At 69.8% G+C, this 24,702-nt stretch carries 20 protein-coding genes; 3 read left to right on the top strand and 17 right to left on the bottom strand.

Going from position 1 to position 24,702, the window contains the following annotated elements:
* Positions 1-11 precede the first annotated feature (11 nt).
* The gene (locus tag OG734_RS19010) at positions 12-1,397 is read left to right on the top strand and encodes a sporulation protein (RefSeq protein ID WP_330288710.1); all 1,386 of its coding nucleotides are present in this window, start codon (positions 12-14) and stop codon (positions 1,395-1,397) included.
* On the opposite strand, the gene OG734_RS19015 is transcribed toward OG734_RS19010, so the two are convergent.
* The 7 genes from OG734_RS19015 to OG734_RS19045 form a co-directional block, all read right to left on the bottom strand.
* Positions 1,309-2,604 carry a hypothetical protein gene (locus OG734_RS19015; RefSeq protein WP_330288711.1) on the bottom strand — a complete coding sequence of 432 codons (1,296 nt, stop codon included), beginning with the start codon at positions 2,602-2,604 and terminating at the stop codon, positions 1,309-1,311. The genes OG734_RS19010 and OG734_RS19015 overlap by 89 nt on opposite strands.
* Before the next feature lie 602 nt (positions 2,605-3,206).
* Positions 3,207-4,169: a sugar phosphate isomerase/epimerase family protein gene (locus OG734_RS19020; protein WP_330293708.1), complete on the bottom strand. Its 963-nt coding sequence runs from the start codon at positions 4,167-4,169 to the stop codon at positions 3,207-3,209.
* Positions 4,170-4,219: 50 nt separating this feature from the next.
* Positions 4,220-5,359: a Gfo/Idh/MocA family protein gene (locus tag OG734_RS19025; RefSeq protein ID WP_330288712.1), complete on the bottom strand. Its 1,140-nt coding sequence runs from the start codon at positions 5,357-5,359 to the stop codon at positions 4,220-4,222.
* Positions 5,360-5,382: 23 nt separating this feature from the next.
* Complete coding sequence (locus OG734_RS19030) at positions 5,383-6,294, bottom strand: sugar phosphate isomerase/epimerase family protein (protein WP_330288713.1); 912 nt, start codon at positions 6,292-6,294, stop codon at positions 5,383-5,385.
* A gap of 22 nt (positions 6,295-6,316) precedes the next feature.
* A complete protein-coding gene (locus tag OG734_RS19035; protein WP_330288714.1) occupies positions 6,317-7,234 on the bottom strand; it encodes a hypothetical protein in 918 nt (305 codons plus the stop codon).
* A complete protein-coding gene (locus tag OG734_RS19040; RefSeq protein WP_330288715.1) occupies positions 7,231-7,701 on the bottom strand; it encodes a heme-degrading domain-containing protein in 471 nt (156 codons plus the stop codon). The genes OG734_RS19035 and OG734_RS19040 overlap by 4 nt, the downstream gene beginning before the upstream one ends.
* Before the next feature lie 25 nt (positions 7,702-7,726).
* On the bottom strand, positions 7,727-8,764 hold the full coding sequence (locus OG734_RS19045; protein WP_330288716.1) for a Gfo/Idh/MocA family protein: 1,038 nt from the start codon (positions 8,762-8,764) through the stop codon (positions 7,727-7,729).
* Positions 8,765-8,902: 138 nt separating this feature from the next.
* Here OG734_RS19045 and OG734_RS19050 point away from each other — a divergent pair, with 138 nt between their 5' ends.
* The gene (locus OG734_RS19050) at positions 8,903-10,165 is read left to right on the top strand and encodes an MFS transporter (protein ID WP_330288717.1); all 1,263 of its coding nucleotides are present in this window, start codon (positions 8,903-8,905) and stop codon (positions 10,163-10,165) included.
* A 43-nt stretch (positions 10,166-10,208) separates the two neighbouring features.
* Here the strand turns inward: OG734_RS19050 and OG734_RS19055 are convergent, their stop codons facing one another.
* Positions 10,209-11,261: a LacI family DNA-binding transcriptional regulator gene (locus OG734_RS19055; RefSeq protein WP_330288718.1), complete on the bottom strand. Its 1,053-nt coding sequence runs from the start codon at positions 11,259-11,261 to the stop codon at positions 10,209-10,211.
* Between the two features lie 218 nt (positions 11,262-11,479).
* On the opposite strand from OG734_RS19055, the gene OG734_RS19060 reads away from it, so the two are divergent.
* Positions 11,480-13,918 carry a SpoIIE family protein phosphatase gene (locus tag OG734_RS19060; RefSeq protein WP_330288719.1) on the top strand — a complete coding sequence of 813 codons (2,439 nt, stop codon included), beginning with the start codon at positions 11,480-11,482 and terminating at the stop codon, positions 13,916-13,918.
* 215 nt (positions 13,919-14,133) lie between these two features.
* Here OG734_RS19060 and OG734_RS19065 read toward each other — a convergent pair whose 3' ends face one another.
* The 9 genes from OG734_RS19065 to OG734_RS19105 form a co-directional block, all read right to left on the bottom strand.
* Positions 14,134-15,120, bottom strand: coding sequence for an NADP-dependent oxidoreductase (locus tag OG734_RS19065; protein ID WP_330288720.1), 987 nt, complete (start codon positions 15,118-15,120; stop codon positions 14,134-14,136).
* Positions 15,121-15,284: 164 nt separating this feature from the next.
* Positions 15,285-16,397, bottom strand: coding sequence for an NADH:flavin oxidoreductase/NADH oxidase (locus OG734_RS19070; protein WP_330288721.1), 1,113 nt, complete (start codon positions 16,395-16,397; stop codon positions 15,285-15,287).
* Between the two features lie 271 nt (positions 16,398-16,668).
* The gene (locus tag OG734_RS19075; protein ID WP_330288722.1) at positions 16,669-17,817 is read right to left on the bottom strand and encodes an XdhC family protein; all 1,149 of its coding nucleotides are present in this window, start codon (positions 17,815-17,817) and stop codon (positions 16,669-16,671) included.
* Between the two features lie 209 nt (positions 17,818-18,026).
* Positions 18,027-20,219, bottom strand: a complete 2,193-nt coding sequence (locus OG734_RS19080; RefSeq protein WP_330288723.1) for a xanthine dehydrogenase family protein molybdopterin-binding subunit — start codon at positions 20,217-20,219, stop codon at positions 18,027-18,029.
* A complete protein-coding gene (locus OG734_RS19085; protein WP_330288724.1) occupies positions 20,216-21,196 on the bottom strand; it encodes an FAD binding domain-containing protein in 981 nt (326 codons plus the stop codon). Before OG734_RS19085 ends, OG734_RS19080 begins: the two co-directional genes overlap by 4 nt.
* 12 nt (positions 21,197-21,208) lie before the next feature.
* Positions 21,209-21,862, bottom strand: coding sequence for a (2Fe-2S)-binding protein (locus OG734_RS19090; RefSeq protein ID WP_330288725.1), 654 nt, complete (start codon positions 21,860-21,862; stop codon positions 21,209-21,211).
* 248 nt (positions 21,863-22,110) lie between these two features.
* A complete protein-coding gene (locus tag OG734_RS19095) occupies positions 22,111-22,878 on the bottom strand; it encodes a glucose 1-dehydrogenase (RefSeq protein WP_330288726.1) in 768 nt (255 codons plus the stop codon).
* A 50-nt stretch (positions 22,879-22,928) separates the two neighbouring features.
* The gene (locus OG734_RS19100) at positions 22,929-23,774 is read right to left on the bottom strand and encodes an SDR family oxidoreductase (protein ID WP_330288727.1); all 846 of its coding nucleotides are present in this window, start codon (positions 23,772-23,774) and stop codon (positions 22,929-22,931) included.
* 44 nt (positions 23,775-23,818) lie between these two features.
* On the bottom strand, positions 23,819-24,586 hold the full coding sequence (locus OG734_RS19105; protein WP_330288728.1) for an SDR family NAD(P)-dependent oxidoreductase: 768 nt from the start codon (positions 24,584-24,586) through the stop codon (positions 23,819-23,821).
* Between the last annotated feature and the right edge of the window lie 116 nt (positions 24,587-24,702).

The following is a 24,702-nucleotide window of genomic DNA, read 5'->3' on the forward strand; positions in this document are numbered from 1 at the left end:
GGGAGAAGGTCGTGGCATCGACCGTCCGCCGGCCCCGTCCGCCCAACACGGACCTGGCCCGGCTCATCGAGGCCTGCGGCGCGAGCCACAAGTCCCTGGCTCTGCGCGTTAACCAGCTCGCCCACGGCTCCGGGATGGAGACGGATTACTCGCACACGTCCGTGGCGAACTGGTGCCGCCGCGGCATGACGCCGAAGTGGCCGGTGCCGAAGCTGCTGGCGCAGGCCATCAGCGAGCGGCTGGGACGGCCCGTCGACCTGGGCGACATCGGTATGGGCGAGGCAGAGACAATCGACGCGTCGGTGGGGTTGGATTTCCCCAGGGACCCCGCCGACGCCGTCCGCGTCGCCACCATGTTCTGGAGCTCTGTGAACCGCCGCGACTTCCTGGCCGGATCCGGCTTCGCCGCCTCCGCGTTCACCACCCCCGTCACCCGATGGCTCGTCACCCCCGCCGACGAGACCGCCGATCACAGCGGCGGGAAGCAGGTCGGCCGGGCCGACCTCGACGAACTGCGCGACGCCGCCGACGACGCCCGCCGCTGGGACTCCAAGTACGGCGGCGGGAACTGGAAGGCCAACTCCGTCACCGACTGCCTCGACCACCGGGCCGCCCCACTCCTTCAAGGCAGCTTTTCCGACGAGATCGGCCGCGAACTCTTCTCCGTCACCGCCGAGTTGTCCCGGCTGGCCGGATGGACAGCATTCGATGTCGGCCAGCACGAAGCCGCCCAGCGCCACTTCATCCAGGCCCTCCGCCTCGCCCGCGCCGGCGGCGACGTACAGCTCGGCTGCTACGTACTCACCACCATGGCCATGCAGACCCTCATGCGCGGCTTCGCATCCGAAGCCATCGACATGACCCAGGGCGCCTTCAACCGCGCCAAGGGACAGGCCGCACCGAGAGTGCTGGCATTCACCAAGCTGATCGAGGCCCGCGCTCACGCTCGCGAAAACGACCCGCGGGCCGCCTCGCGAGCCCTCGCTACCTCCGAGAGCCTGCTGGGCCAGGCGAAGACCGACGGCGGTGACGAGCCCGCGTGGATCGACTTCTACGCGCACTCCCGCCTGTCCGCGGACGCCGCCGAGATCTTCCGGGACCTGAAGAACCCCAAGGCCGCCCTCGCCTGGAACAGACAAGCCGCCGCCATGCCATCCGGCGCCTTCACCCGCTCCGTCGGCATGCGCCTCGCCATCGTCGCAACCGCCCACCTCCAGGCCCGCGACCACGGCCTCGAACTCGGCCACCGGTCCGTCGACATCCTCGCCCGCGTCCAGTCCGCCCGCGCCAAGGACTACGTACGCGAGTTCAACACCGCCCTCGCCCCCTGGCGACGCGAGCCGGCCGTCCGGGAGTTCGTCCACCGGACCCGCAAGGAACTCGGTGTCGCCGCCTGAGGCCGACCGAAGGACCCACATGGCAAAGCCGATCTACAGCGCATGCACGGCGACCGGCCTCCGAGTGGATCGTCATCGGTACCGTCCTGCGGCTGGAGGTAGCGCTGCGGGCCCTCAGCGGGGATCGGGGTAGCCAAGGAACAGGGGCCAGAGGACGGGAGCCGTCCGGGGCATCGGCAAGATAGAGGCGGAAGTGCTCGCCGTCCTGGGGGCGAAAGACGACCTTCGTGTCGGCAGCCCGCCCGGCCTTGAGCGCTGCGATGGCCTGCTGACCGTTGTCGACCGTGACGTGGGCGTGGAACAGATGGACGGGGCCAATGTCCAGGGTGTGGCCGCCGACGGTGACTTCGAAGCCGGGAGGACCGAAGCGCAGGCATTGGGGCTGAGGGCCGAGGACAGTCCGAAGCACTGGGAAGTCCAGGCCGTTGAGGGTGATGGTCACGGTGCGCGCCGACCGGTAGGCCACACACCGGCCCTCGATGAGCAGGCGGGCGATCCGCAGGTCGATGCGCTCGGCGCCGCTGTAGACGAGCGGCGCGGGGAAGTAGGACTCGCAGTAGCGCTGCACGATCTCCAAATCCGTGAGGTACGACAGCAGCTTCTCGACCTCGGCATTGTCCTCGTCGGTACCTCTGGTGGACAGCTTCCCGGAGCCGAAGTCGATGCCGTCGACGCTGATACGAAGCGAGCCTCCACGCAGGATGCGCTGATAGAGCCGCAGCACTTTCATGGCCTCGGCGGGCTCTCGGCCGGTGAGGTCGAAGGAGTATCGCACCGTCCCCTCTATGCGCTGGTCGAACGGGACGAGCAGCTGCAACCGGGCGCCGTGGATGTCGGCTTCGACCGAGGCGCCCAGCTCGCCCGAACGTTGTGCGATCAGTCGTCCGGCGTACCGCCCGGTCGGAACACCTTCGGCGCCAAGGAACATGATCTCGGCAACGGCGTCGGACCGTACAGCGTGTGGAACAGGTTGCCAGGTCACTCGGACGTCGCTGACCGTCTTCGACAGCCATTCTGGGCCGTCGACCGTCAGACTGGCCACCGCTTCGGGAGGTAGTCCCACTTCCTCGGCGATCCCGTACCCCAGGGCCCGGGTGAAGGCCGCGGTCAGTCCGGTATCCAATGCCTCGGGGCGGGTCTTCAGACTCAGCCGAACGGGACTGCCCTCGTGCGCGAGCGCATGCTGGGCGCGCAGGGTCTGGATCACGGTGCACCCCGGCGCTCGAAGCCCCAGGTCCAGTCGGGGTCGATATTGTCCGCTCGGCTGCCGCCAGTCGGGGCACCCTTCCTTCGACACGGCCTGGCGGCGTATCCGACTGGAGCGACACCCAAACGAAATGCCCTATCAACAGCACAGCCATCTCCCCGCAGATGACCCTGCCGACGCCCTTGCCGCCCGACGGAGGTGAGGCCGGCAAGACGGAGGCAGCGACCGATGGTGCGAGCCGACTGCGGGCGTGAGTAGCGCGGAGACGCGTCGTTGGACGGTGCAGTGCGTGCCCTGCTCGGTACCGGTCGTCTCAAGGGTGCCGTGGTCCTGGAGCAGCTCGCACAGCCGGCCCCATCTGAACGCGGCCTCGTCTCGGCCGCGTCGGTCCCAAGCTTGCCGGCGACCGCCCTTGTCGCGGCCCACTCCGTCGGCTGGTTCGGAGGGATCTCCTCAACTATGCGCACCACGATCGTACGAGCCGACTGGGACGGCCAGGCCATGCAGCACTCTGGGGGAACGGAGGTTAACCAACGGGTCCGACGATCGCGACCGCAGCAGTCCGCGATCCGCCGCGACCCGCAACCAGTGGGTCCCGCCCTCTACTGGTTGCTGAAGGCGGCGTCGAAGGACGCCTCGGGGAGCTTCCACAGCAGGGAGCGGATGTAGCGCACGGCCTCGGCCGCGCCGTGTAGGCGGTCCATGCCGGCGTCTTCCCATTCGATGGAGATGGGGCCGTCGTAGCAGATCGACGCGAGCGCCCGGAAGGCGTCCTCCCAGGGGATGTCGCCGTGTCCGGTCGAGACGAAGTCCCAGCCGCGGCGCGGGTCGCCCCACGGCAGATGGGAGCCGAGGACGCCCTGGCGGCCGCTGGCCTTGCGGATGCGGGTGTCCTTGCAGTCCACGTGGTAAATGCGGTCGGAGAAGTCGGTGATGAACGACACCACGTCGATGCCCTGCCAGGCCATGTGCGAGGGGTCCCAGTTGAACCCGAAGGCCGCGCGGCGGTCGATGGCCTCCAGGGTGCGCACGCTGGTCCAGTAGTCGTACGCGATCTCGCTGGGGTGCACCTCGTGGGCGAAGCGCACGCCCTCGGCGTCGAAGACGTCGAGGATGGGGTTCCACCGGTTCGCGAAGTCCTCGTAGCCGCGGTCGATGACCTCGCCGGGCACGGGCGGGAACATGGCGACGTAGGGCCAGATCGACGATCCGGTGAAGCCGACGACGACGTCGACACCGAGCTTGCGGGCCACGCGGGCGGCCCGCTTCATGTCCTCGGCGGCGCGCTGCCGTACGCCCTCGGCGTCGCCGTCGCCCCATACGTGGTCGCGCAGGATCGCCTGGTGGCGGAAGTCGATGGGGTCGTCGCACACGGCCTGGCCGGTCAGGTGGTTGGAGATGGCCCACACTTTCAGCCCGTGGCGGTCGAGGATGTCGAGCCGGGACTGCACGTAGGCGTCGTCCTCGTCGGCGCGGGCGAGATCCAGGTGGTCACCGCTGGCGGCGATCTCCAGGCCGTCGTAACCCCACTCGGCGGCGCGGCGTGCCAGCTCCTCGAAGGGCATGTCGGCCCACTGGCCGGTGAAGAGGGTGACCGGGTGACGGGACTGCTGTGTCACGACTTCTCCGTTTCGGCGGTGAGCACTGTGTCAGCGGCACCGATCTCGGTCCAGTCACCGGTGGCGGCGCTGTGCAAAAGTGCGTCGATGATCTCAAGGGATCGCAGGCCGTCGTCGATCGTGGGAAGTCCGGTGCGCTGTTCGCCTTTGACGGCAGCGTAGGTGTCGGCGCAGAACGCCGCGAACGCGTCGGGCCAGCCCTGCGGGTGGCCGGGTGGCACGCGGTTGAGTCGTCCCTGGTCGCCTGCGACCTCACCTTCGCCACGACGGACGACCGTCGCACCACGCTCGGTTCCGAACCAGACCGACTCGGGCTGCTCCTGGTCGAACACGGCCGATCCGAGCGAACCGTCGAGCTCCAGCCACAGCCGGTTCTTGCGGCCGGCGGAGACCTGCGAGATCACGGTGTTCGCGAGCATGCCCCGTTCGGTGCGGAACGTCGCGACCGCGATGTCCTCGGTCTCGACGGGCACGCGCACTCCGTGCGCGCTGCCGCCGAAGGAGGGGCCGGAGGCGACGGGGCGCGTGGGATAGGCGATGGACGTGCTGGCGGTCACGGCGGTGAACCGCTCACCGGAGACGAACTCGGCCAGATCCGCCCAGTGCGATCCGATGTCCGCGAAGGCGCGCGAGGCGCCGCCGGTCCGGGGGTCGACCCGCCAGGTCGACGCGTCGGGGGAAACGAGCCAGTCCTGAAGGTAGGAACCGTGCACGAGCAGCAGCTCGCCCAGAGCGCCCGACTCGCGACGGCTGCGGATCTCCCGCACCAGGGGGTGATAGCGGTACACGTACGGCACCGTCGCGACCGTTCCGGCATCGTGGACGGCGGCCGCCAGCTCGCGCGCTTCGGTCAGGCTGGTGGCGATCGGCTTCTCGACGACCATGTGGAGCCCGGCCTCGACGACGGCGTGCGCGTAGGCGATGTGGGTGTTGTTGGGCGTGCAGATGTGCACGACGTCCGGCCGTGCCTCCAGCAGCTCAGGCAGGCTCGGGTAACCGGTTGCGACACCCCACCGCTCCGCGGCCTCCAGGGACCGCTCAGGGAGGGAGCCCAGCACGCCGACGACCGCGGCACCGGCGTCCCGGGCCGCGCGCAGATGTGCCGCCGCGATCATGCCGGTCCCGATGATCGCCACCCGGAGCGATCCCGGTCGAGGGCTCATTCGGCACCGCCGGCCGTGGCCGTGAAGTGGGGGTGCTGTCGCAGGAACGCCAGCGATGCGGCGCTGCTCTGTGCGGGGGTGCCGATGTTCGGCACGTCCACCTCGATGACGTACCAACCGTCGAAGGCGTCGGGGAGCGCGGCGAGGACGGCATCGAAGTCGATCGCGCCGCGGCCGGGCTCCATCCACACCTTCGAGTGGCCGGTCGCCGTCAAGTAGTCCTCGCCGCGCTGCCGTGCGGTGTCCGCCGCCTCGGCGTCGACGTCCTTCAGGTGGACGTTCAGCACCCGGTCCGCGTAGTCCGCGACGAGCTTCTCGGGTACGGCGCCGGCCCAGCGCAGGTGGCCGGTGTCGGGGCCGAACCACAGCGCGCTGCCCGCGGTGGAATCCAGCACCGCGCGCACCTCTTGCTCGATCTCGACGGCGGAGCCGACATGGGGGTGCAGCCCGTAGCGCACGCCCTCTGCGGCGGCCGCTTCGGCCGCGGCGGCGAGGCCTTCGGCCACGACCAGCGTCCGGTCGGCGTCGTGTCCCGTACCGACGGCGGGTCGTGCCATGCGATCGGGCAGCAGGTCGGCGGCGATGAACGCGCTGTCGACGCCGAGCTCGAGGTGCGCCTGTGCGTGACGTTTGATCGCTTCGACTGCCTCGTGGTGACGCTCGCGTTCGTGGAAAGGGGCGCAGAAGTACCCGGGCGCCGCCGCGAGCGAGTGGTCGGCCAGGAGCGTGCCGTAGTCGGCGGGGCTCATCTCCGGGGGCAGTTCGATGGTGAAGTGCGTGAAGCCGATGGCGGACAGTGCGGTCATGGCTTCGTCCAGGACGGCCCGGTCGAGTCGGTATCCGCCGTCGCTCAGGATCCAGGGCAGCGGATTGATCGCCGTACGGCGCGTGAGGGGCGGGGAGGTCATGGGGTCGGGGTCCCTTTCTTGATCACTGGCCGCCGGGGGTGTTCTGTGGGTCGAAGGGGTAGTCGACGAACGCGAACGCCGACGCGTCCGGGGACCAGCTGGGCACGTTGATCGTGCCCTGGCCGCCGTCGAGGGCGACGAGCGTGGTGGGTTTCTGCCAGGCGTCGACCGGCACGAGGCGCAGCTCGACGGGCAGGTCGGCGGGGTGGCCGGTGGTGCCGGGCGGGTAGCTGAGGTAGACGGCGACGTCGCCGGTCGGGGCGATGTGCGGGAACCAGTTCACGCGCTCGTCGAAGGTCAGCTGCTCCAACTCGGTCCCGTCGGGCCTGACGCGGGCGAGCTGGGCGTGGCCGGGCTGCTGGGAGAACTGTTCGGTGTTGAAGTGGATCCAGGCTCCGTCGGGCGTCCACTCGCACCCGTCCGCCGGTCCGGGATCGGTGGTGACGGCGACGTCGTCGCGCCCGTCGACGCCGACGGTGTGGATGGTGGCCGAAGCCCACCAGTTGTCGCCTTCGGGTTCCAGACGTACGTATCCGAGGCGGCGTCCGTCGGGGCTGACGCCGTGCAGGAAGTGCATCCCGCCGTCCTCGGCGGTGATCCTGCGGGCGGCGCCGCCGGCGAGGGGGACCTCCCAGATGTGCCAGTCGTTCGCCGAGGCGAACACCGTGGTGCCGTCGGGAGACAGGACGTGGTCGTTGTTGACGTCGGGCAGCCCCTGGATCGGCACCGCCCGGGGCGCTGCCGATCCGTCGGTGGGGAGGGTCCACAGAAGTCCGTCGCCGTTGACGAGCAGGCGCCCGTCGGGTGTCCAGTTGGGTGCCTCGTACAGGCGGTCGTGCGACTCGTACACGGTGCGGGCTGCCCCTGTCGCACGGTTCCAGACCCGGATGCGGGCACGCTGACCGCTCCGCAGCCGTCGTGGGGGAACCTGCTCGCTCATGCGCTGCCTCCGTGGGCGAGGTGGGCGCGGATGCCTTCGACGATGAGGTCGTGATCCTCCTGCGAGGACAGACCGGAGGCGGTGACGGCCGCGACGACACCGACATCCCGGACCCGGATGGGGAACGAGCCTCCCGTGACCGCGTACTCCGCGCCCAGCCATCCGATCGCAGCGGGGTCGACCCCCGCCGCGGACAGCCTGGCGTCCACCAGCGCGCTGCTGGCCTCCATACGCAGCACGACCGCAGCTTTCCGGGTGATCCACATGTCCTGATCGGGCGTGATGCCTGGCAGGGCGGCGCGAAACAGGATCAGGCCGGGCCGCCGGATGTCGATGCCGACCGCATGGCCGGCCTTCTTCGCGATCGCGGTGATGCCCGAGCCCAGTCGCCAGGCATCAGCGTGGTCGAACGACTCGAAGACCAGCTCCTTCTCCTGACCTTCCAGTGTGGTGATGAGATCCGTCATGGAGTCCCTCCTCCGGGTGCGCAGGTCAGGACGCGGCGATCTGGGCTCGCGCCTCGTCGATGGTGGCGAGGATCGAGATGGTCTCGTCGAGCGTGTGGACGGGTGACTCGGTGCGGCCCTCGCCGACGAAGCGCGCCAGTGCCGTGGCCTCCCACGAGAGCCCGTCGAACAGCTTGAGGCCCGTCGGGTCGCTCCAGGTGAGCTCCGGGCCGAAGGGATCGCCTGCCGAGGAGAGGGTGAAGGAGGTCGGCGCGTAGAAAATGCCGTCGATGCTGAGCGTCGCCTCACTTCCGGCGATCACGGCGGTCATCGGGGTGCGGGCCAGGATCGAGGTGTGGAGCGTCGCCTGCGCGTCGCGTTCGTGGGTGAGTACCAGGGTCGAGTGGGCGTCGACGCCCGTCTTGGTCATGCCGCCGACGGCAGTCACCCGGGTGGGGGCCCCGAGCACCATCGAGGCGAACTGCACCGGATAGATGCCCAGGTCCAGCAGCGCCCCGCCACCGAGTTCGGGTCGGTAGAGGCGGTGCTCAGGGTCCGCCGTGATCGCCTGTCCGTGATCGGCGAAGACGGTACGGATCTCCCCGAGCGCGCCGTCGGCGAGAAGCCGGCGGATGACCGAGGTATGCGGCAGATAGCGGCTCCACATCGCCTCCATCACCAGCACCCCGGCGGCCCGCGCCGCGTCGGCGAGGGTCCTCGCCTCGGCCGCGCTCACGGTGAAGGGCTTCTCGATCAGCACATGCTTGCCTCCCGCGATCGCCGCCAGGCCGACGGTGAGGTGCTCGCTCTGCGGGGTCGCGACGTAGACCACGTCGACATCGGGATGGGTCACGAGCTGTTCCGTGGATCCCAGGGCGAGGCCGATGCCGTGGGTGGCGGCAAACGCTGACGCTCGGTCGAGGGAGCGGGAGGCGACCGCCACGATCTGCTGAGCAGTGTGGTTGCGCACGGCCTTCGCGAACTCGCCGGCGATCCAGCCGGGGCCAACGATGCCCCAGCGAAGCGAAGGCTCTCCGGTGCCAGGCAGATAGAGGTGGGGCTCCGGCAGACGGGACGGCAGCATGTCACGCTCCTCGACGTCGCTATAGGCAAACCATTTGGCACGAGCTAAAGTCGGCCGAACGCCAGGTTAGCACGAGCTAAATCGCCTCATCGGTGAGCGCTCCGCCGGGCGTTCGGCACACGACTCAAGGAGGCGTCGATGGCGACGAGAACTCCCGCACCCCCCGTCACGAACCAGATCCCCGTCCGATCCGCCAGTAACTGGTACATCGCCGCGATCGGACTCGCCCAGTTCGGGATCTTCGTGGCGATCCTTGCGCCCGTCATCGTGAGCATGCAGCTCAAGGCCCAGGAGCTGAACCCCGGCAATCCGGCATCCGTCGTAGCGGTGGCGCTGTCGATCGGCTCCATCGGAGCGATCCTCGGCAATCCCCTGTTCGGGGCACTCAGCGACCGGACCCGGACACGATGGGGGCGACGTCGGCCGTGGCTGCTGGGCGGCATCGTGTTCCTGCTCGTCGGCCTCGCCGCGGTGGCCCTCTCGACGAACGTGCTGACACTGACGCTGTCGTGGCTGCTGTGTCAGCTCGCGTCCAACGCGGCGTTCGCCGCGCTCATGGCCAGCTTCGCCGACAACGTGCCCGAGTCGCAGCGCGGACGGGCATCCAGCGTCCTCGGCCTCGCCCAGAACATCGCGATCCTGGCAGGCATCTACGCGGCCGCGCTCCTCGTCGCGAACCTGCCGCTGTTGTTCATCGTGCCCGGTGTCGTCGGTGTCGCCTGCGTGGTCGTCTACGTGCTGGTCACCCCCGACCGCATCCCGGAGACCCCCATGGAGTCCTTCTCCGTGATGGCCATCGTCCGCGCGTTCTGGACCAATCCCGTGAAGCACCCGGACTTCGGTCTGGCCTGGGCGTCGCGGTTCATGATCGTCCTCGCGATGTTCCTGTTCACGACCTTCCGGCTCTTCTACATGCAGGACCACCTCGGGCTCACCGAGGAGCGGGCGGTCTCAGCCGTCGCGACCGGCGTGCTCCTGTACACCATCGCCCTGATGGCGAGCGCCGCACTGTCCGGCTGGCTGTCCGACAGGCTCGCCCGCCGCAAGATCTTCGTCGCGGGTTCGACGCTGCTCTTCGGTATCGGGCTCGTCGTGCTGGTCTACGCCGACACCGTGGGCCACTTCTACATCGCCGAGATCGTCATGGGCCTGGCCTACGGCGTGTACACCGCGGTCGACAACGCTCTCGTGATCGATGTGCTGCCCGATCCGGGGAAGCCGGGCAAGGACCTCGGCGTCCTGAACATCGCCAACTCGCTGCCGCAGTCCTTCGCGCCCGCGCTCGGCGCTCTCCTCCTCGGCCTCGGCGGCGGAGACAACTACCCGGCACTGCTCTGGTGCGCGGGCATCGTCGCCCTGATCGGCGCCGCCGTCATCATCCCCATCCGTGGGGTGCGTTGAGCCCTCGCGGCCTACGGAGCCGGGGCGGGACAGCAGGAACCCGTCACGCCCCGGTCTGCGCCGGCCCCGTCGACTCGCGCACCACGAGTGTCGTCGCCGTGGCGACGACACGGCGCGGACCGTCGTCTCCGTCAAGCCGCTCAAGTACCGATCCCAACGTCGCCTCGACCGTCGCCTCGACGTCCTGCCGCACCGACGTCAACCGGTGATACGACAACGACGAGAGGTAGCTGTCGTCGAATCCGACGACGGAGACGTCCTCAGGTACCCGGATCCCCGACCGCGCGAACACCGCCATCACGCCCGCCGCGCACTGATCCCCGCAGCACACCACGGCCGTCGGACGCCGAGTACGCGCGACGATCTCCCTCGCGGCCGCGGCGCCGCCCTCTTCCCAGAAGTCGCTGGACAGCACCTCGGCCTGATCGGACAACCCGAACGTGGTCATCGCGGCGCGATAGGCGTCGGCGCGGTCCCGCCCCACGCGCCCGCCGAGCCCGCCGACGTAGACGATGTCACGGTGCCCCAGGCCGACCAGATGCTCGATCGCGAGACGAAGCCCCTCGACCTCGTCGACGTGGACGTTGTCGACCTCGGGCGCCTGCACCCAGTCGCCCAGCCAGACGACAGGAACGAGATCGCACGCCTCGGCGAGCGCGGCCGATCCTGGGGCGGGGTTGAACGCGACCAGGGCTTCGACGCGCTCCTCCATCAGCTCGGCGACGACGGCATCCGTAGACCTCTCGACCGTCACGGGGCCGAGCACCAACCCGAATCCCTTCTCCGCCGCCCGAACGAAGAGTCTCTCCACGAAGCGCACCTGGAAGGGGTTGCGCATCTCGAACATCATCCCGATCAGACGGGTGCGGTTCTGACGCAGCAGGCGCGCGGACGCGTTCGGCCGGTACCCGAGCTCACCCGCGGCGGCGAGGATCCGCTCCCTCGACTCCGCGCTCGGCCCCGGTACACCTCTCATCACCAGCGAGACAAGCTGACGAGACACACCCAGATGGGCGGCGATGTCCTGCATCGTCGGCAGTCGACCGGAGCCCTTGCCCCTCCTGGGGATCCGCGAGCCCTCCACGCCGGTCGTCATGCGTGCCAGTCTCGCATGTGGGGGGCGGCGGTCGCGGAGAACGGGCGACCATGGCCCACCTGCTCAACCGCTACCACCTCACCGCCGCTGACGGCTGCCCCGGTCGCCTGACCACACAAGCGGGATAATAGAGAAATATGCCGCGCCAGTCCCGAGTCACGTGCCGGAAAACGGCGATGATCTCCGCGCGAGCGAGCTGAGCAGCGAGGGAGGGCCGCATGGCCACCGACGAGGTGCCAGGGGTGTCCGCCTACGTCGTCGACGAGACGCTCAGTGCAAACGTCACCGTCGACGGACACGGCCTCGTGACCGGGTGGAATGCGGGGGCCGAGAGATTGCTGGGGTACTCGCCCACGCAGATCGTGGGACAACCCGCAGCTGGTCTGCTGGTCGAGGAGATCAACGAACCGGTGCTGCGCTCCCTCACACAGCTGCCCAGGTGGAACGGGCGGATCGCCCTCCGGCACCGCGACGGCCACCGCCTGGAAGCCAAGGTCCTGGCACACAGAAGAGCGCTGGCCGACGGGCAGCGCGAATGGTTCCTGGTTTCCGCACTGAGAGGGCTGCGACCCCCGCCCGACGACAGCACACTCATGAGCTGGGACCATGAGCAAGTCGCAGGCTGCCACATGGCGGTGTACGACACCGGGTTGCGCATGCGCCTAGCCAACAAGGCCACCCACCGTGACGTGGCCCTCACTGATGACGACGTGCGCGGGCTGCGGGCTTCGGAGATCGTGGACCATCCGTCGATGGACAGGATGGAGCGGTCCATGCTGCGGGCACTGGAGACAGGTGAGCCGCAGACCCTGGAGATCTTCGGGAGTACCCCCAGCGAGGGCCACGAGCATGCATGGTCCGTTGTCCTCACCCCGCTCAAGGACGAAGGCGGTCACGTCCAGGGTGTAGGTGTGGCCATGCACGACATGACCGAGCAGCACTGGGCCCGAAAGCGGCTCATGCTGCTCGCGGAGGCCAGTAGGCGTATCGGCAGCACCCTGGACGTGACACGGACGGCTCAGGAACTGGCTGACGTGGCCGTCCCGGAATTCGCCGACTTCGTCAGCGTCGACCTACTCCCCTCCCTCGACGGCACATATGAACCACTGCCGGAAACAGGCACGCCACCCGGCCCCGTCCCCCTGCTGCGCGTCGCGCACCGGTCCGTGAACCCGGGAACCCCCGAGGGGGTCGTCGCCCCGGGCCAGGTGGACAGTTACCCGGAGGGTTCCCCACCGGTCGAGAGCCTCCGGTCGGGACGCGCCCTGCTGCACGAGGCGAGCGACCCCGCGATCACCGAGTGGACGACACGTGATCGGGGCCGGGCCGCCCGGGTCCGCGACTTCGGCATGCACTCGGTGATGACGGTGCCACTGACCGCCCGCGGCACGACCCTGGGCGTCGTCGTCTTCATCCGCCACCAGCACCCCGAGGTGTTCCGCGAGGACGACCTGCTGCTGGCCGAAGAACTGGCCGCCAGAGCGGCCGTCTGCATCGACAACGCCCGCCGCTACACCCGCCAACGCGCCACCGCGGTCGCCCTGCAGCGCAGCCTGCTGCCTCAGGCCCTGCCGACGCAGGCCGCCGTGGACGTTGCCTCCCGCTATCTGCCGGCCGGCGCCCGGGCCGGGGTGGGAGGAGACTGGTTCGACATCATCCCGCTGTCCGGCGCCAGAGTCGCACTGGTCGTGGGCGATGTCGTCGGCCACGGCATCCACGCCTCCGCCACCATGGGACGGCTGCGCACCGCCGTGCTCACCCTCGCCGACATCGACCTGCCCCCCGACGAACTCCTCACCCACCTCGACGACGTCGTCGCCCGCCTGTCCACCGAGGAGAAAGACGCCCCACAGCCGGACCCAGGAGCGGAGACCACCGGGGATGTCGGCGCGACCTGTCTGTACGCCGTGTACGACCCGGTGTCCCGCCACTGCACGATCGCCCTCGCCGGACACCCGGCACCCGTCCTGGTCACCCCCAACGGCACCGCGACCCTGCTCGACCTCCCGATCGGCCCCCCACTGGGACTGGGCGGACTCCCCTTCGAATCAACCGACATCGAACTGCCCGAGGGCAGCCTCCTCGCCCTCTACTCCGACGGGCTGATCGAGTCCCGCAAGCGGGACATCGACGTCAGCATGTCCCTCCTCTGCCAGGCTCTGGCGCAGCCGTCCTCGTCCCTGGACAACCTGTGCGCCGCTGTTCTGGTCGCCCTGCTTCCCGACCGCCCCTCCGATGATGTCGCCCTGCTCCTCGCCCGCACCAAAGCACTGGACAGCAACTGGGTGGCCACCTGGGAAATACCTGCGGACCCGGCCGCCGTCGCCCAGGCCCGCAAGAAGGCCATCGCTCAACTGGAGGCCTGGGGACTGGACGACGCCTGCTTCGTCACCGAACTGGTCGTCAGCGAACTCGTCACCAACGCCATCCGGTACGGCGCCCCACCCATACGGCTACGTCTGATCCACGCCCGGAACCTCATCTGCGAAGTCGACGACGCCAGCGGAACCGCCCCCCACATGCGCCGCGCCCGCACCTTCGACGAAGGCGGCCGCGGCCTCCTCCTGGTCGCCCAGCTCACAGCCACCTGGGGCACCCGCCAAACCACCGAGGGCAAAACCATCTGGGCGGAGCAGGCCCTCCCCGTGAGCCCGTAGAGGCGCGCACTGACGATGAGCGAGTCCCGGCTGCTCTGTGCCACACGCGAAAGAGCACCGGGCCACGGCCCATACGGCGGTTGTGCCGATGATGCCGGTACCGGTGCTCTTCGAGCGGGCGTGGGCCCGGACTCGCATTCTTCGGCGCGGAACACCAGGTGGGGGTGGGCCAGCTGGTCGGCACCTGCCCGTACTGGTTGGTCCAGCCGGGCGGCTCAGGTAGCCGCTGCGGGCGGGAACTCAAGGACGAGCCGCCCCCGCAGGCCGCCCTTCTCGAGCTGCCGATGAGCCTCGGCTGCCTGGTGCGCAGGCAGGGTTGCCGCGACTCGGAGTGTGAGCTCACCTGACTCGACCTGTTCGCGCAGCTGGGTGATGGCCGCCGTGTCGGTGACGCGTGTGCGGACGTTAATGGGATACACGGTGATGCCGCGGCCGGGATCGGCGTCCCAGAAACGCAGGACCGCGAGCTGGCCGTTGTCGCGGATCGCCGGCGTGATCCGCTCGTGCAGCATGGCGCTGTCCGCGACGGCGTCGACTCCACCGGGCACGGCGTCCAGCACGCGCTGTGCGATGTCGTCGCCGCGAGCGACGAAGATGTCGGCGCCGCGGGAGCGCAGCCACTCCTCGTCCTGTTCGGACGCCACCGCGACGACGCGCAGGCCCTGCGCGGCGGCGAGCTCGACAACGTAGCCGCCGACGGCACCGCCGGCTCCGGTGACGGCCAGTGTCGAACCGGGGGCGAGCGCGAGGAAGTCCAGGACGCACCGGGCGGTCAGCGCGTTCATGAGAAACGAGGCGGCCTGCGGGAACGTCGTCCCGGCAGGCTGACGCGTGACCGACGAGGCCGGCAGGACGACGTACTCGCTGTAGCCGCCGTGACGGCCGTGGTTGTCGACGATGCCGATCACCGGATCGCCCTCGGACAGTCCGTAGGTGGATCTGACGTCGTCTGCGACCTCGTCGAGCGTTCCCGCCACGTCCATGCCGGGGATGAAGGGAGGTTCGAGGTCGCGGTACCACTCGGCGAGGGAGCCGTCGCGGAGCATGACGTCGGCCGGGTTCACCCCGGCGGCACGCACCCGAACCCGCACCTCACCAGGACCGGCGTGCGGCTGTGGCAACTCGACGGCGTGCAACACCTCCGGGCCGCCATAGGTTCGGACGCCGATCGCCTGCATGGATGAGGACTGCTGTGCGTGCATGAACGGGGTGTTCCTTTCCGGGGGTGCCGATGGTCGGCTCAGGCCCGCCCGCGGCGGGCAGGGAGCGTGAGGACCGTCTTGCGATGTTGATGGCGAAGTGCCGACCGGCGGGGGCCGTCGTGGCGCGACGCGGGTCATGTGCTGGTGTGGCGGGTGCCGTTCTCTCAGCGCTTGCTGCTCCGTCGTACGGCGTAGCCGTACTGCTCGGGCCAGCGGGGCTCGGCGCCGAGTTCGAGGGCGGCGTGCTGGGGCCAGTAGGGGTTGCGCAGCAGTTCGCGGCCGAGGAGGACGGCGTCGGCCTGTCCGCTGGCGACGATGTCTTCGGCCTGGGCGGGGTCCAGGATCAGGCCGACGGCGCCGGTGGGGATGCCGGTCGCCGCACGGGCTTGGGCGGCGAAGGGGACTTGGTAGCCGGGTGCGACGGGGATGGTGGCGTCGGCGACCATGCCGCCGCTGGACACGTCCAGCAGGTCGACGCCGTGCGCGCGCAGTTCCTTGGCGAGGCGGACGGTGTCGTCGCTGGTCCAGCCCTCGCGGTCGTCGTCGGGGTTCTCGGTCAGCCAGTCGGTGGCCGAGGTGCGGAAGAAGACCGGCAGGTTCTCGGGCCACACCGTGCGTACGGCGTTGACGACGTCCAGCGCGAAGCGCAGCCGGTTCTCGAAGCTGCCGCCGTAGGTGTCGGTGCGGTGGTTGGAGGCTGGGGAGAGGAAGGAGTGGATCAGGAAGCCGTGGGCGCCGTGCAGTTCGACCACCTGGAAGCCGGCGGCCAAGGCGCGCTTCGCCGACTCGGCGAAGTCTCGTACGAGTTGCTGGATCTCGTCCAGGGTGAGCTCGTGGGGAGCGGGCCGTCCGGTGAACGGCTCCGGGCTGGGGGCGACCGGCTGCCAGCCGCCCTCTGTCTGGGGTATGTACACGCCAGTGAGCCAGGGCTTGTCGACGGACGCCTTGCGGCCGGCGTGCGTGAGCTGGATCGCCGGGACCGAGCCGTGCGAGCGGATGGCTGCGGTGATGCGGGCGAACGCCTGTTGCTGGCGGTCGTTCCACAGGCCCAGGTCCCAGGGGGTGATGCGCCCGTCGGGCCGGATCCCGGTCGCCTCGGCCATCACCAGACCGGCGCCGCCGGCAGCCCGGCTGGCCAGGTGGGTGAGGTGGAAGTCGGTCGGCACCCCGGTCTCCGGGCCGTCGGAGGCGGCGGAGTACATGCACATCGGGGATGTCCAGACGCGGTTGGGGATCTCGAGGGACCGCAGGGTCAGGGGGGTGAACAGGGCACTCACGGATGGTTCCTCATCGGTTGGGTCATGTCGGCCTCGGGCGGCCAATACCTTGGGCGGTTGGGGGTGCCGCATCTCTTCGGATCCGGGCCGTCGGGGCAGGCGAACGATCCAGTGCGGTGTGCGGGCCGGAGAACCACCGCTGGCCTCGGCTCATTTGCAGCCGAGAGGCATTCCGTGTCCCGGTGAGCTCCTGCTGCCGGGGGCGGCCACACCGAGGGAGCGGCCGCCTGCGAATGGCGGGCACCCCCTTTGCGGTGCGACGGTCGGGTCGTCACGCGGCTGTTCGTGCGGCCGGTAAAAGGTCGCCCGAGGCGGATTGGTGGATAGGTCCGGTGCTGTGGGACAGGGGCAGGCCGGTGCGGTCGTTGGTGTGGGCGATGATCTCGGCGGTGATGGAGATGGCCGTCTCCTCGGGGGTGTGGGCGCCGAGGTCGAGGCCGATCGGGGAGCGCAGGCGGGTGAGTCGGTTGTCGGGTACGCCGGCTGCGCGCAGGGCGTCGAGGCGGTGGTCGTGGGTGCGGCGGGAGCCCATGGCGCCGACGTAGCCGACCGGGAGGTCGAGGGCCAGGCGTAGGAGGGGGATGTCGAACTTGGCGTCGTGGGTGAGGACGCAGACGGCGGTGCGGGGGTCGACTTCGGTGTGTTCCAGGTAGCGGTGGGGCCAGTCGACGACGACTTCGTCGGCGTGGGGGAAACGGGCGGGGGTCGCGAAGACGGGGCGGGCGTCGCAGACGGTGACGTGGTAGCCGAGAAAGGCCCCGGCCTGGCTGAGGGCGGCGGCGAAGTCGACGGCGCCGAAGATCAACATGCGGGGGCGGGACGCGTGGGTGTGGACGAGTACGGACAGACGGTCGGGGCAGGTGTCGGCGTCGCCGCCGACCTCGACGAGGCCGGTGCGCCCGGCGCGCAGCAGTGCGCGGGCCTGGGCCACCACCGCCCGGTCCTCTCGCGCGCCGCCCAGGGTTCCGTAGTGGGCGCTGCCGTCGCCGAACAGGCAGAGCATGCGGCCGACGAGTTCGTCCGGGCCATCGACGACCTGGGCCACGGCGGTGGGACGGCCCGACACCACCTCTTCCAGGGCGACAGTGAGGTGGGGCTGGGCCGTTGGCGCCACCTGCTGTACCAGGACTTCGATTTCGCCACCGCAGGTCAGGCCGACGGCGAAGGCGTCGTCGTCGGAGTAGCCGAACCGGGCTCGTGCGGGGATACCGCCGTCCGCCAGGACCTGTTGACACAGTTCGTAGACGGCTCCTTCCACGCAGCCGCCGGAGATGCTGCCGACCGCCGTGCCGTCTGCGTCGACGGCGAGGGCGGTGCCGGGTGGCAGGGGTGCGCTGCCGCTGACCTGGATGACGGTGGCGAGGGCGAAGGGGCGGGCCTCGCGGCACCAGTCGTGCAGCGTGTCCGCGATGTTCAGCATGGGTGCCTCCGTGGGGGACGGCGTGCGTGCGACGACGGCTTGGTGGGTGTGCTTGGGCGGGCCGCCGCCGTGTCGTCGGGGGACGTGACACGGCGACGGCCCCGGGGTCCGGCGGCGGGGTCAGGTCCGCCGCCGGACGGTCGTGAGCACCCCGGGCGACCGGCGCCCTACGACACAGGACCGCCCGGGGGCTCGTCTCGGGCCTCGGCTCAGAGCAGGGCTTCGGCGGTGATGGGCAGTTCGCGGACGCGGCGGCCGGTGGCGTGGAAGACCGCGTTGGCGATGGCGGGCGCCACGCCGATGAAGACGACCTCGCCGAGTCCCTTGACGCCGATGGGGTCGGCATGGCGGTCCTCACCGCCGTCGAGGAAGATCCCCCGCAGGTCGGGGATGTCGGCGTTGACCGGAACCATGTAGTTGGCCAGGTCGGCGTTGACGATCCGGCCGTCGCGGTGGTCGGTGACGGTGTGTTCGAGCAGGGCCTGGCCGATGCCGCCGACCATGCCGCCGAGGGCCTGGCTGTCGGCGAGCTTGGGGCTGATGATGCGGCCCGCGTCGAAGACTCCGAGCATCCGCCGCACTCGGACCAGCCCGAGGCGGGCGTCGACGGCGACCTCGACGAAGATCGCACCGTACGTGTACATGGAGTGCCGGGCCTCGCCCGGAGTCCAGGTGCCGAGGACTTCGAGGTGGGTGCGGTTGTTGCGGGCCAGAAGCTGCCGGTAGGTCTCTCCACGTGCCGGGTCGCGCTGAATGTGCAGGCGTCCGGCGCGGACCACGATGTCGTCGGCGTCGGCACCGTACAGCGGTGAGCGCCGGTCCTCGACAGCGAGCTTGATCGCCTGCAGACGTACTTTGTCGCAGCCGTCCTGGACGGCGGAGCCGACGTTGGTCATGGTCTGCGAGCCGCCGTGGGGCGGGGTCGGCGGCATGGTGGAGTCGCCGAGCCGGAAGGTCACGTTGCGCATGGTCAGGCCGAGGGCGTCCGCGGCGACCTGGGTGTGGGAGGTGTAGGTGCCAGGGCCCATGTCGCTGGTCGCGGCCTCGACCAGGGCGGTGCCGTCGGCGTCCAGTCTGACGCGGGCCTGGGCCGCGTTCCGCAGGACGTCGTAGGTGCCGGCGGCCATGCCGGTGCCGATCAGCCAGTCGCCGTCGCGGGTGGAGCGCGGCCGCGGGTTGCGGCGGTGCCAGCCGAACTCGCGGGCGCCGACGGTGTAGCACTCGCGCAACCGCCGGGTGGAGAACGGCAGTTGCTCGGCCGGGTCCTCCTCCGGTTCGTTGCGCTGGCGCAGCTCGATGGGGTCGATGCCCAGCTTGTGGGCGAGTTCGTCCATCGCCGACTCGATGGCGAAGCCGGCCGTGGCGAAGCCGGGGCCGCGCATCCAGATGGGCGTGTTCACGTCCAGCGCCACGGTCCGGTAGTCCTGGCTGACATGGGGGGCGCTGTAGAGCATCTGCCCGGTGTGCAGGACCCTCTCGGTGAAGTTCTCGTACGTCGAGGTCTCGGCCTTCAGGTCTTGGACCATGGCGCTCACCCGGCCGCGCCGGTCGCTGCCGAGGCGCACCCGGTACTCGTACGAGGGCCGGTAGCCCACCCCGAAGTACAGCTGCCTGCGAGTAAGCATGAGCTTGACCGGACGCCCCGTCTCGCGGGCGGCGAGGGCCGAGATGGTGATGTGCGGCCAGGCGCGTATCGCGTTGCCGAACGCGCCGCCGACGAACGGGGAGATGACATGTACCGAGTCGTTCGGGATGCCGAAGACTGCGGCGATGTCCTTCTGCGTGCCCTTCGGCCACTGGGTCTTGTCCCACAGGGTGAGCTTGTCGCCTTCCCAGCGGGCGATGGTCGCGTGCAGCTCCATCGCGTTGTGATGGGCGCGGGCCTGCTGGTAGGTCGCGTCCACCTTCACGGGGGCCGATGCGAACGCCTTGTCCGCGTCGCCCCGCGCGTAGGTGACGGGTTCGCCAGCCGGTGCGGAGGTCATGTCGGTCGACGTCTTCTCGGCGTCGTAGCGGATGTTCACCAGCTCGGCCCCGTGCTGGGCGGCCTCCAGTGTGGTGGCGACCACGACGGCGACCGGCTGACCGCGGAAGAGGACCTTGTCGTCCTGGAAAACCCGCAGCTGCCTGCCCGGCGGATCGAACGACTCCGGGTTGCCGCGGTAGGGCAGCACGGGCGCGTTGAGGTGGCTGATCACCTTCAGTACGCCGGGCTGGGCGAGGGCGGCGCGGGTGTCGATGCCGGTGATGCGTCCGCGGCCGATGGTGCTGTCGACGATGACGGCGTGAACGACGCCTTCGATGTCGTGCTCGGCGGCGTAGGTCGCCTTCCCGGTCACCTTGAGCCGGCCGTCCACGCGGGACAACGGCGCTCCGACGGCCGATTGGGGCTGCGGGCTCACTTGGTACCTCCTACGATGCGCAGCTGGCGCTCGACGGTGCGGGTGAGGAGTTCGACCTTGAAGCGGTTGTGCTGCAGCGGGCGGGCACCGGCCGCCGCGTGCTCGGCCGCCGCAGCCCAGAGCCGGCTCGACGGCCGCTCACCGACCAGGTGCTTCTCGACAGCCGACAGCTTCCACGGCACGGTGCCCACCCCTCCGGCGGCGACCTTCGCCTCCCGGATCACCCCGCCCCGGATGTGCAGCGCCACGGCCGCCGAGGTCAGCGCGAACTCGTACGACTGCCGGTCACGCACCTTCAGGTAGCCGGACTTCAGCGGGCGCGGAAGGGCGGGGACCTCCACGGCGGTGATCAACTCACCTTTGCGGAGGGCCTGTTCGCGGTTCGGGGTGCTGCCGGGACGGAGCAGGAAGTCGGCGAAGGGGATGCTGCGTGCACCGTCCGGGCCGAGCAGGTGGACGGTCGCCTCCAGTGCGGCGAAGGCCACGGCCACATCAGAGGGGTGCGTGGCCACGCAGTCGGTGGAGGTGCCGAGGATGGCGTGGGTGCGGTTGTAGCCTTCGAGCGCCGCGCAACCCGAGCCCGGCTCGCGCTTGTTGCAGGCCGCTGTCACGTCACGGAAGTACGTGCAGCGGGTGCGCTGCATGATGTTGCCGCCGATGGTCGCCATGTTGCGCAATTGGGCCGACGCGCTCAGCTCCAGCGCCTGCGAGATCACGGGGTAGGTGGCGCGGACCTTGGGGTGGGCGGCGGCATCCGCCATCCGCACCAGGGCGCCGATGCGCAGGCCCCCGCGGCCCGTGACGGATATCTCGCCCAACGGCAGGTCGCTGATGTCGACGAGGGTTTCGGGGCGTTCGACTGTCTCACGCATCAGGTCGACCAGAGTGGTGCCGCCGGCGATGTAACGTCCGCCGGCGCGGCCTGCGTTGACCGCCGCACGGGTGTCCGAGACCTTGGTGAAGGAGAAGGGATACATGGAGACCGGGCCTCATTTCCCTTGGGCGGTCTGCTCGACCGCGCGCACGATCTTGACGTAGCAGCCGCAGCGACAGATGTTGCCGCTCATCCACTCCCGGATCTCGTCCTTGGAGCCGGTGTGGCCCTCCTGGATGCAGCCGACGCCGGACATGATCTGTCCGGGCGTGCAGTAGCCGCATTGGAAGGCGTCCTCTTCGATGAACGCCTTCTGCAGCGGGTGCAGTTGGTCACCGGAGGCGAGGCCCTCGATCGTCGTGACCTCGGCGCCTTCCAGCCGGACGGCCAGCGTCAGGCAGGAGTTGACCCGGCGCCCGTCGACCAACACGGTGCAGGCTCCGCACGCACCGGCGTTGCAGCCTTTCTTCGAGCCGGGCAGGTCCAGGTGCTCGCGCAGCAGGTCGAGGAGCGAGGTCCGGTTGTCGACCGTGACGGTGTGCCGCTTGCCGTTGACGGTCAGCGAGACGCGGCTGCTCGGTGGTGCCTCGGCGGCGGCCGCCTCCCCGGCACCCAGCAGGGGCGACCCGGCGACCAGGCCGCCGGCTACGACGGCACCGCCGACTGCGGTGGTCGTCGCGATGAACGTGCGCCGGGACGATGCCGAAGCAGGCTCGGCAGTGGGATCGGTGGGGGGAGGAACGGCTGACTCGGTGAGTTCAGTGGACATCTCTACGCTTTCGGATCGGCGGAAGGTTGAGGGCCTTGCTCGTCGGCGTGCCCGGGGGCGGAACCGGTTCGGCGCAGCCCGTCTCGCTGGTCACCACTGGGGCGAACAGCGGTCCCGTACTGGTCGGTTGCGATGAAAGATGTGGCGGCAGAACGTGAGGGATTCCGCCGGCCTGCCGAGATGCGCGGTGCCGGTCGTGCGTGGCGGTCCGGCGTCGTTCGTCAGCGTGTGGGAAGGAGGGCGTTCGGTCAGTGAGCGGTGAAGCCGCCATCGACGGGGAGAGCGACACCGACCACAAGGCTGGCCCCCGGACTGCACAGCCAGAGAACGGCTGCGGCGACCTCGTCCGCGCGCCCCAGCCTTCCGATCGACTGCTCCTTCATGATCTCCGCCATGGCGTCGGCCTGGCTCTCGAGCATGCCTGCGGCCATGGGAGTGTCGATCACTCCGGGGCACACGGCGTTGATCCTGATCCCCCTGGGGGCGTACTCGACGGCCGCGCTCTTGGTCAGGCCGATCACGCCGTGCTTGGACGCGTGATAGGCCGCGCGTTGTGGCATGCCCAAGAGCCCGCCCAGGGAAGAGCAGTTGACGATGGCACCGCTGCCCTGCTCTCGCATCTGGCGAAGCTCGTGCTTCATGCTGGCCCAGACGCCGCGCAGGTTGACCGCGTTCACGTGGTCGAAGTTCTCGGCCGGCTCGTCGGCCGCGTCACTGGGCGGTACCTGCACACCGGCGTTGTTGAACGCCATGTCCAGGCGGCCGAACGTCGTGACCGCGCGTTCCACCATCGCGGCCGTCTGGCCTTCGTCCGTGACGTCACAGACGACGCCGATCGCCCGGTGGCCCGCCGAGGCGAGTTCCTCGGCCGCGCTCTTCACAGCCTCCTTGCCGACGTCCGCCAGCACGACGGCGGCTCCGGCCTCGGCGAAGGCGCGGGCCGTCGCGAGCCCCATGCCGGATGCCGCGCCCGTAACGAGCGCCACCTTGTTCTCGAAGTCGTAGGTCGGATTCATGGTGCGCGTCGCTCCGATCAGCGGCCGGTCAAAGCCTGGGTGTGGGTGTGTCAGGCGTTGGTGTCGTCGTGGCCGAGGTCGCCGCCCAGCTCGCGGGAGGCTTCGGCCTGGGCGAGGAGTTCCTGGGCCTTGGCCGTGACGCCTTCGATGGCGTCGGCGCCGGCAACGAAGCGCTGCAGGGGCTTGTCCTGGTCGGCGATGGTGAGCAGGGCGCGGGCGAGTTTGGCGGGGTCGCCGGTCTGCTGGCCGTTCATGCTCTTCCATGCCGTGATGGTGGCCGTGGTGCGTTCGGCGTAGTCGGCGATGGTCGGCTCGGGCCAGGTGGTGGAGGCGTCCACGAGGAGTTCGGTGCGGAAGAAGCCGGGCTCGACGACCGTGGTGTGGATGTTGTAGGGCTCGACGTCGTAGCGCAGGGACTCCATCCAGCCCTCGACGCCGAACTTGGAGGCGGCGTAGGCGACGCAGAACTCCTGGCCGATGATGCCGGCGGAGGAGGAGAGGGTGATGACGTGCCCGGAGCGCTGCTTGCGCATGATCGGCAGGACGGCGCGGGTGACGTTCATCGGGCCGAAGAGGTTGGTCTCGATCTGCTGGCGCATCTGCGCGGGCGTGATCTCCTCGAAGTAGCCGGCGAAGAAGTTGCCGGCGTTGTTGATGAGGACGTCGATACGGCCGAAGCGCTCGACGGCGGCCTGCGCGGCGGCCTCGGCGTCCTCCAGGCTGGTGACGTCGAGCTTGGTGACCAGCAGGTTGTCCTGGGGTCCGCCGAGGGTCTTCTCGACCTCGTCGGGGCGGCGGCCGGTGGCGACGACCTGGTGGCCAGCGGCGAGGGCCTCGCGGGCGATGTCGGTGCCCAGACCGCGTCCGGCACCGGTGACGAGAATGACCTTGCTCATGAGGGTTCCTTGAAATGGTTGGCGGTGGATGGCGACGGGCGGGGTCAGGCCTGGTCGGTGGGCATGATCCACAGTTCGCCGATGGAGGCATGGCGGGGACGGGTGACCATGTAGGCGACGCCGTCCGCGATGTCATCGGGGGCGAGGACCTCGGTCTGCTCGTAGAAGGTGCCGATCGCTTCGCGGACCTCGGGCTTGTGGTCGTTGTGCGAACCCAACTCGGTGTCTACGCCACCGGGTTCGAGGACACCGACGCGGACGTGGCGCTGGGTGACCTCCTGGCGCAGGGACTCGGTGAAGCCGTTCACGCCGAACTTGGTGAGGTTGTAGACGCCGTAGCCGTTCCAGGCGACGCGACCGGCGATGGAGCTGATGTTGACGATGTCGGCGACCCGGCGGGGCCCGTCCTCGGCGGCCTTGAGCAGGTGCGGGAGGGCGGCGCGGGTGGTGTAGAGCAGGCCCTGGACGTTGACGGCGATCATGCGCTCCCATTCGTCGGCGTCCGCACCGACGACGGGGCCCAGGAGCATCAGGCCGGCGTTGTTGACCAGGGTGTCGAGGCGTCCGAAGTGCTCGACGGTCCGCTGTACGGCGGCCTCGGCCTGGGCGCGGTCGGTGATGTCTGCTTCCACGACCAGGGCGATGCCGCCGGCCTTCTCGATCTCGGCGGCGAGGTCGGTCAGACGGTCCTTGCGGCGGGCCACGAGGGCGACGGAGGCGCCGTCCTCGGCGAGCCGGCGGGCGGTGGCGGCACCGATACCGCTGCTCGCACCGGTGACGAGCGCGACAGTGCCAGACAGCTTCGTTGCCATGGGAGGAGTCCTGTTCCTTGGTTTCTTTGGTTCTCTGGATGCTTGGTTCTCTGGAATGTGCGGCGCAGGGGCGGCGGGGGCCCGTACGTGCCGCGCCGAGCCGAGGGACGCGGCGA

This window comes from Streptomyces sp. NBC_00576 (genome assembly GCF_036345175.1).
Lineage (GTDB): Bacteria > Actinomycetota > Actinomycetes > Streptomycetales > Streptomycetaceae > Streptomyces.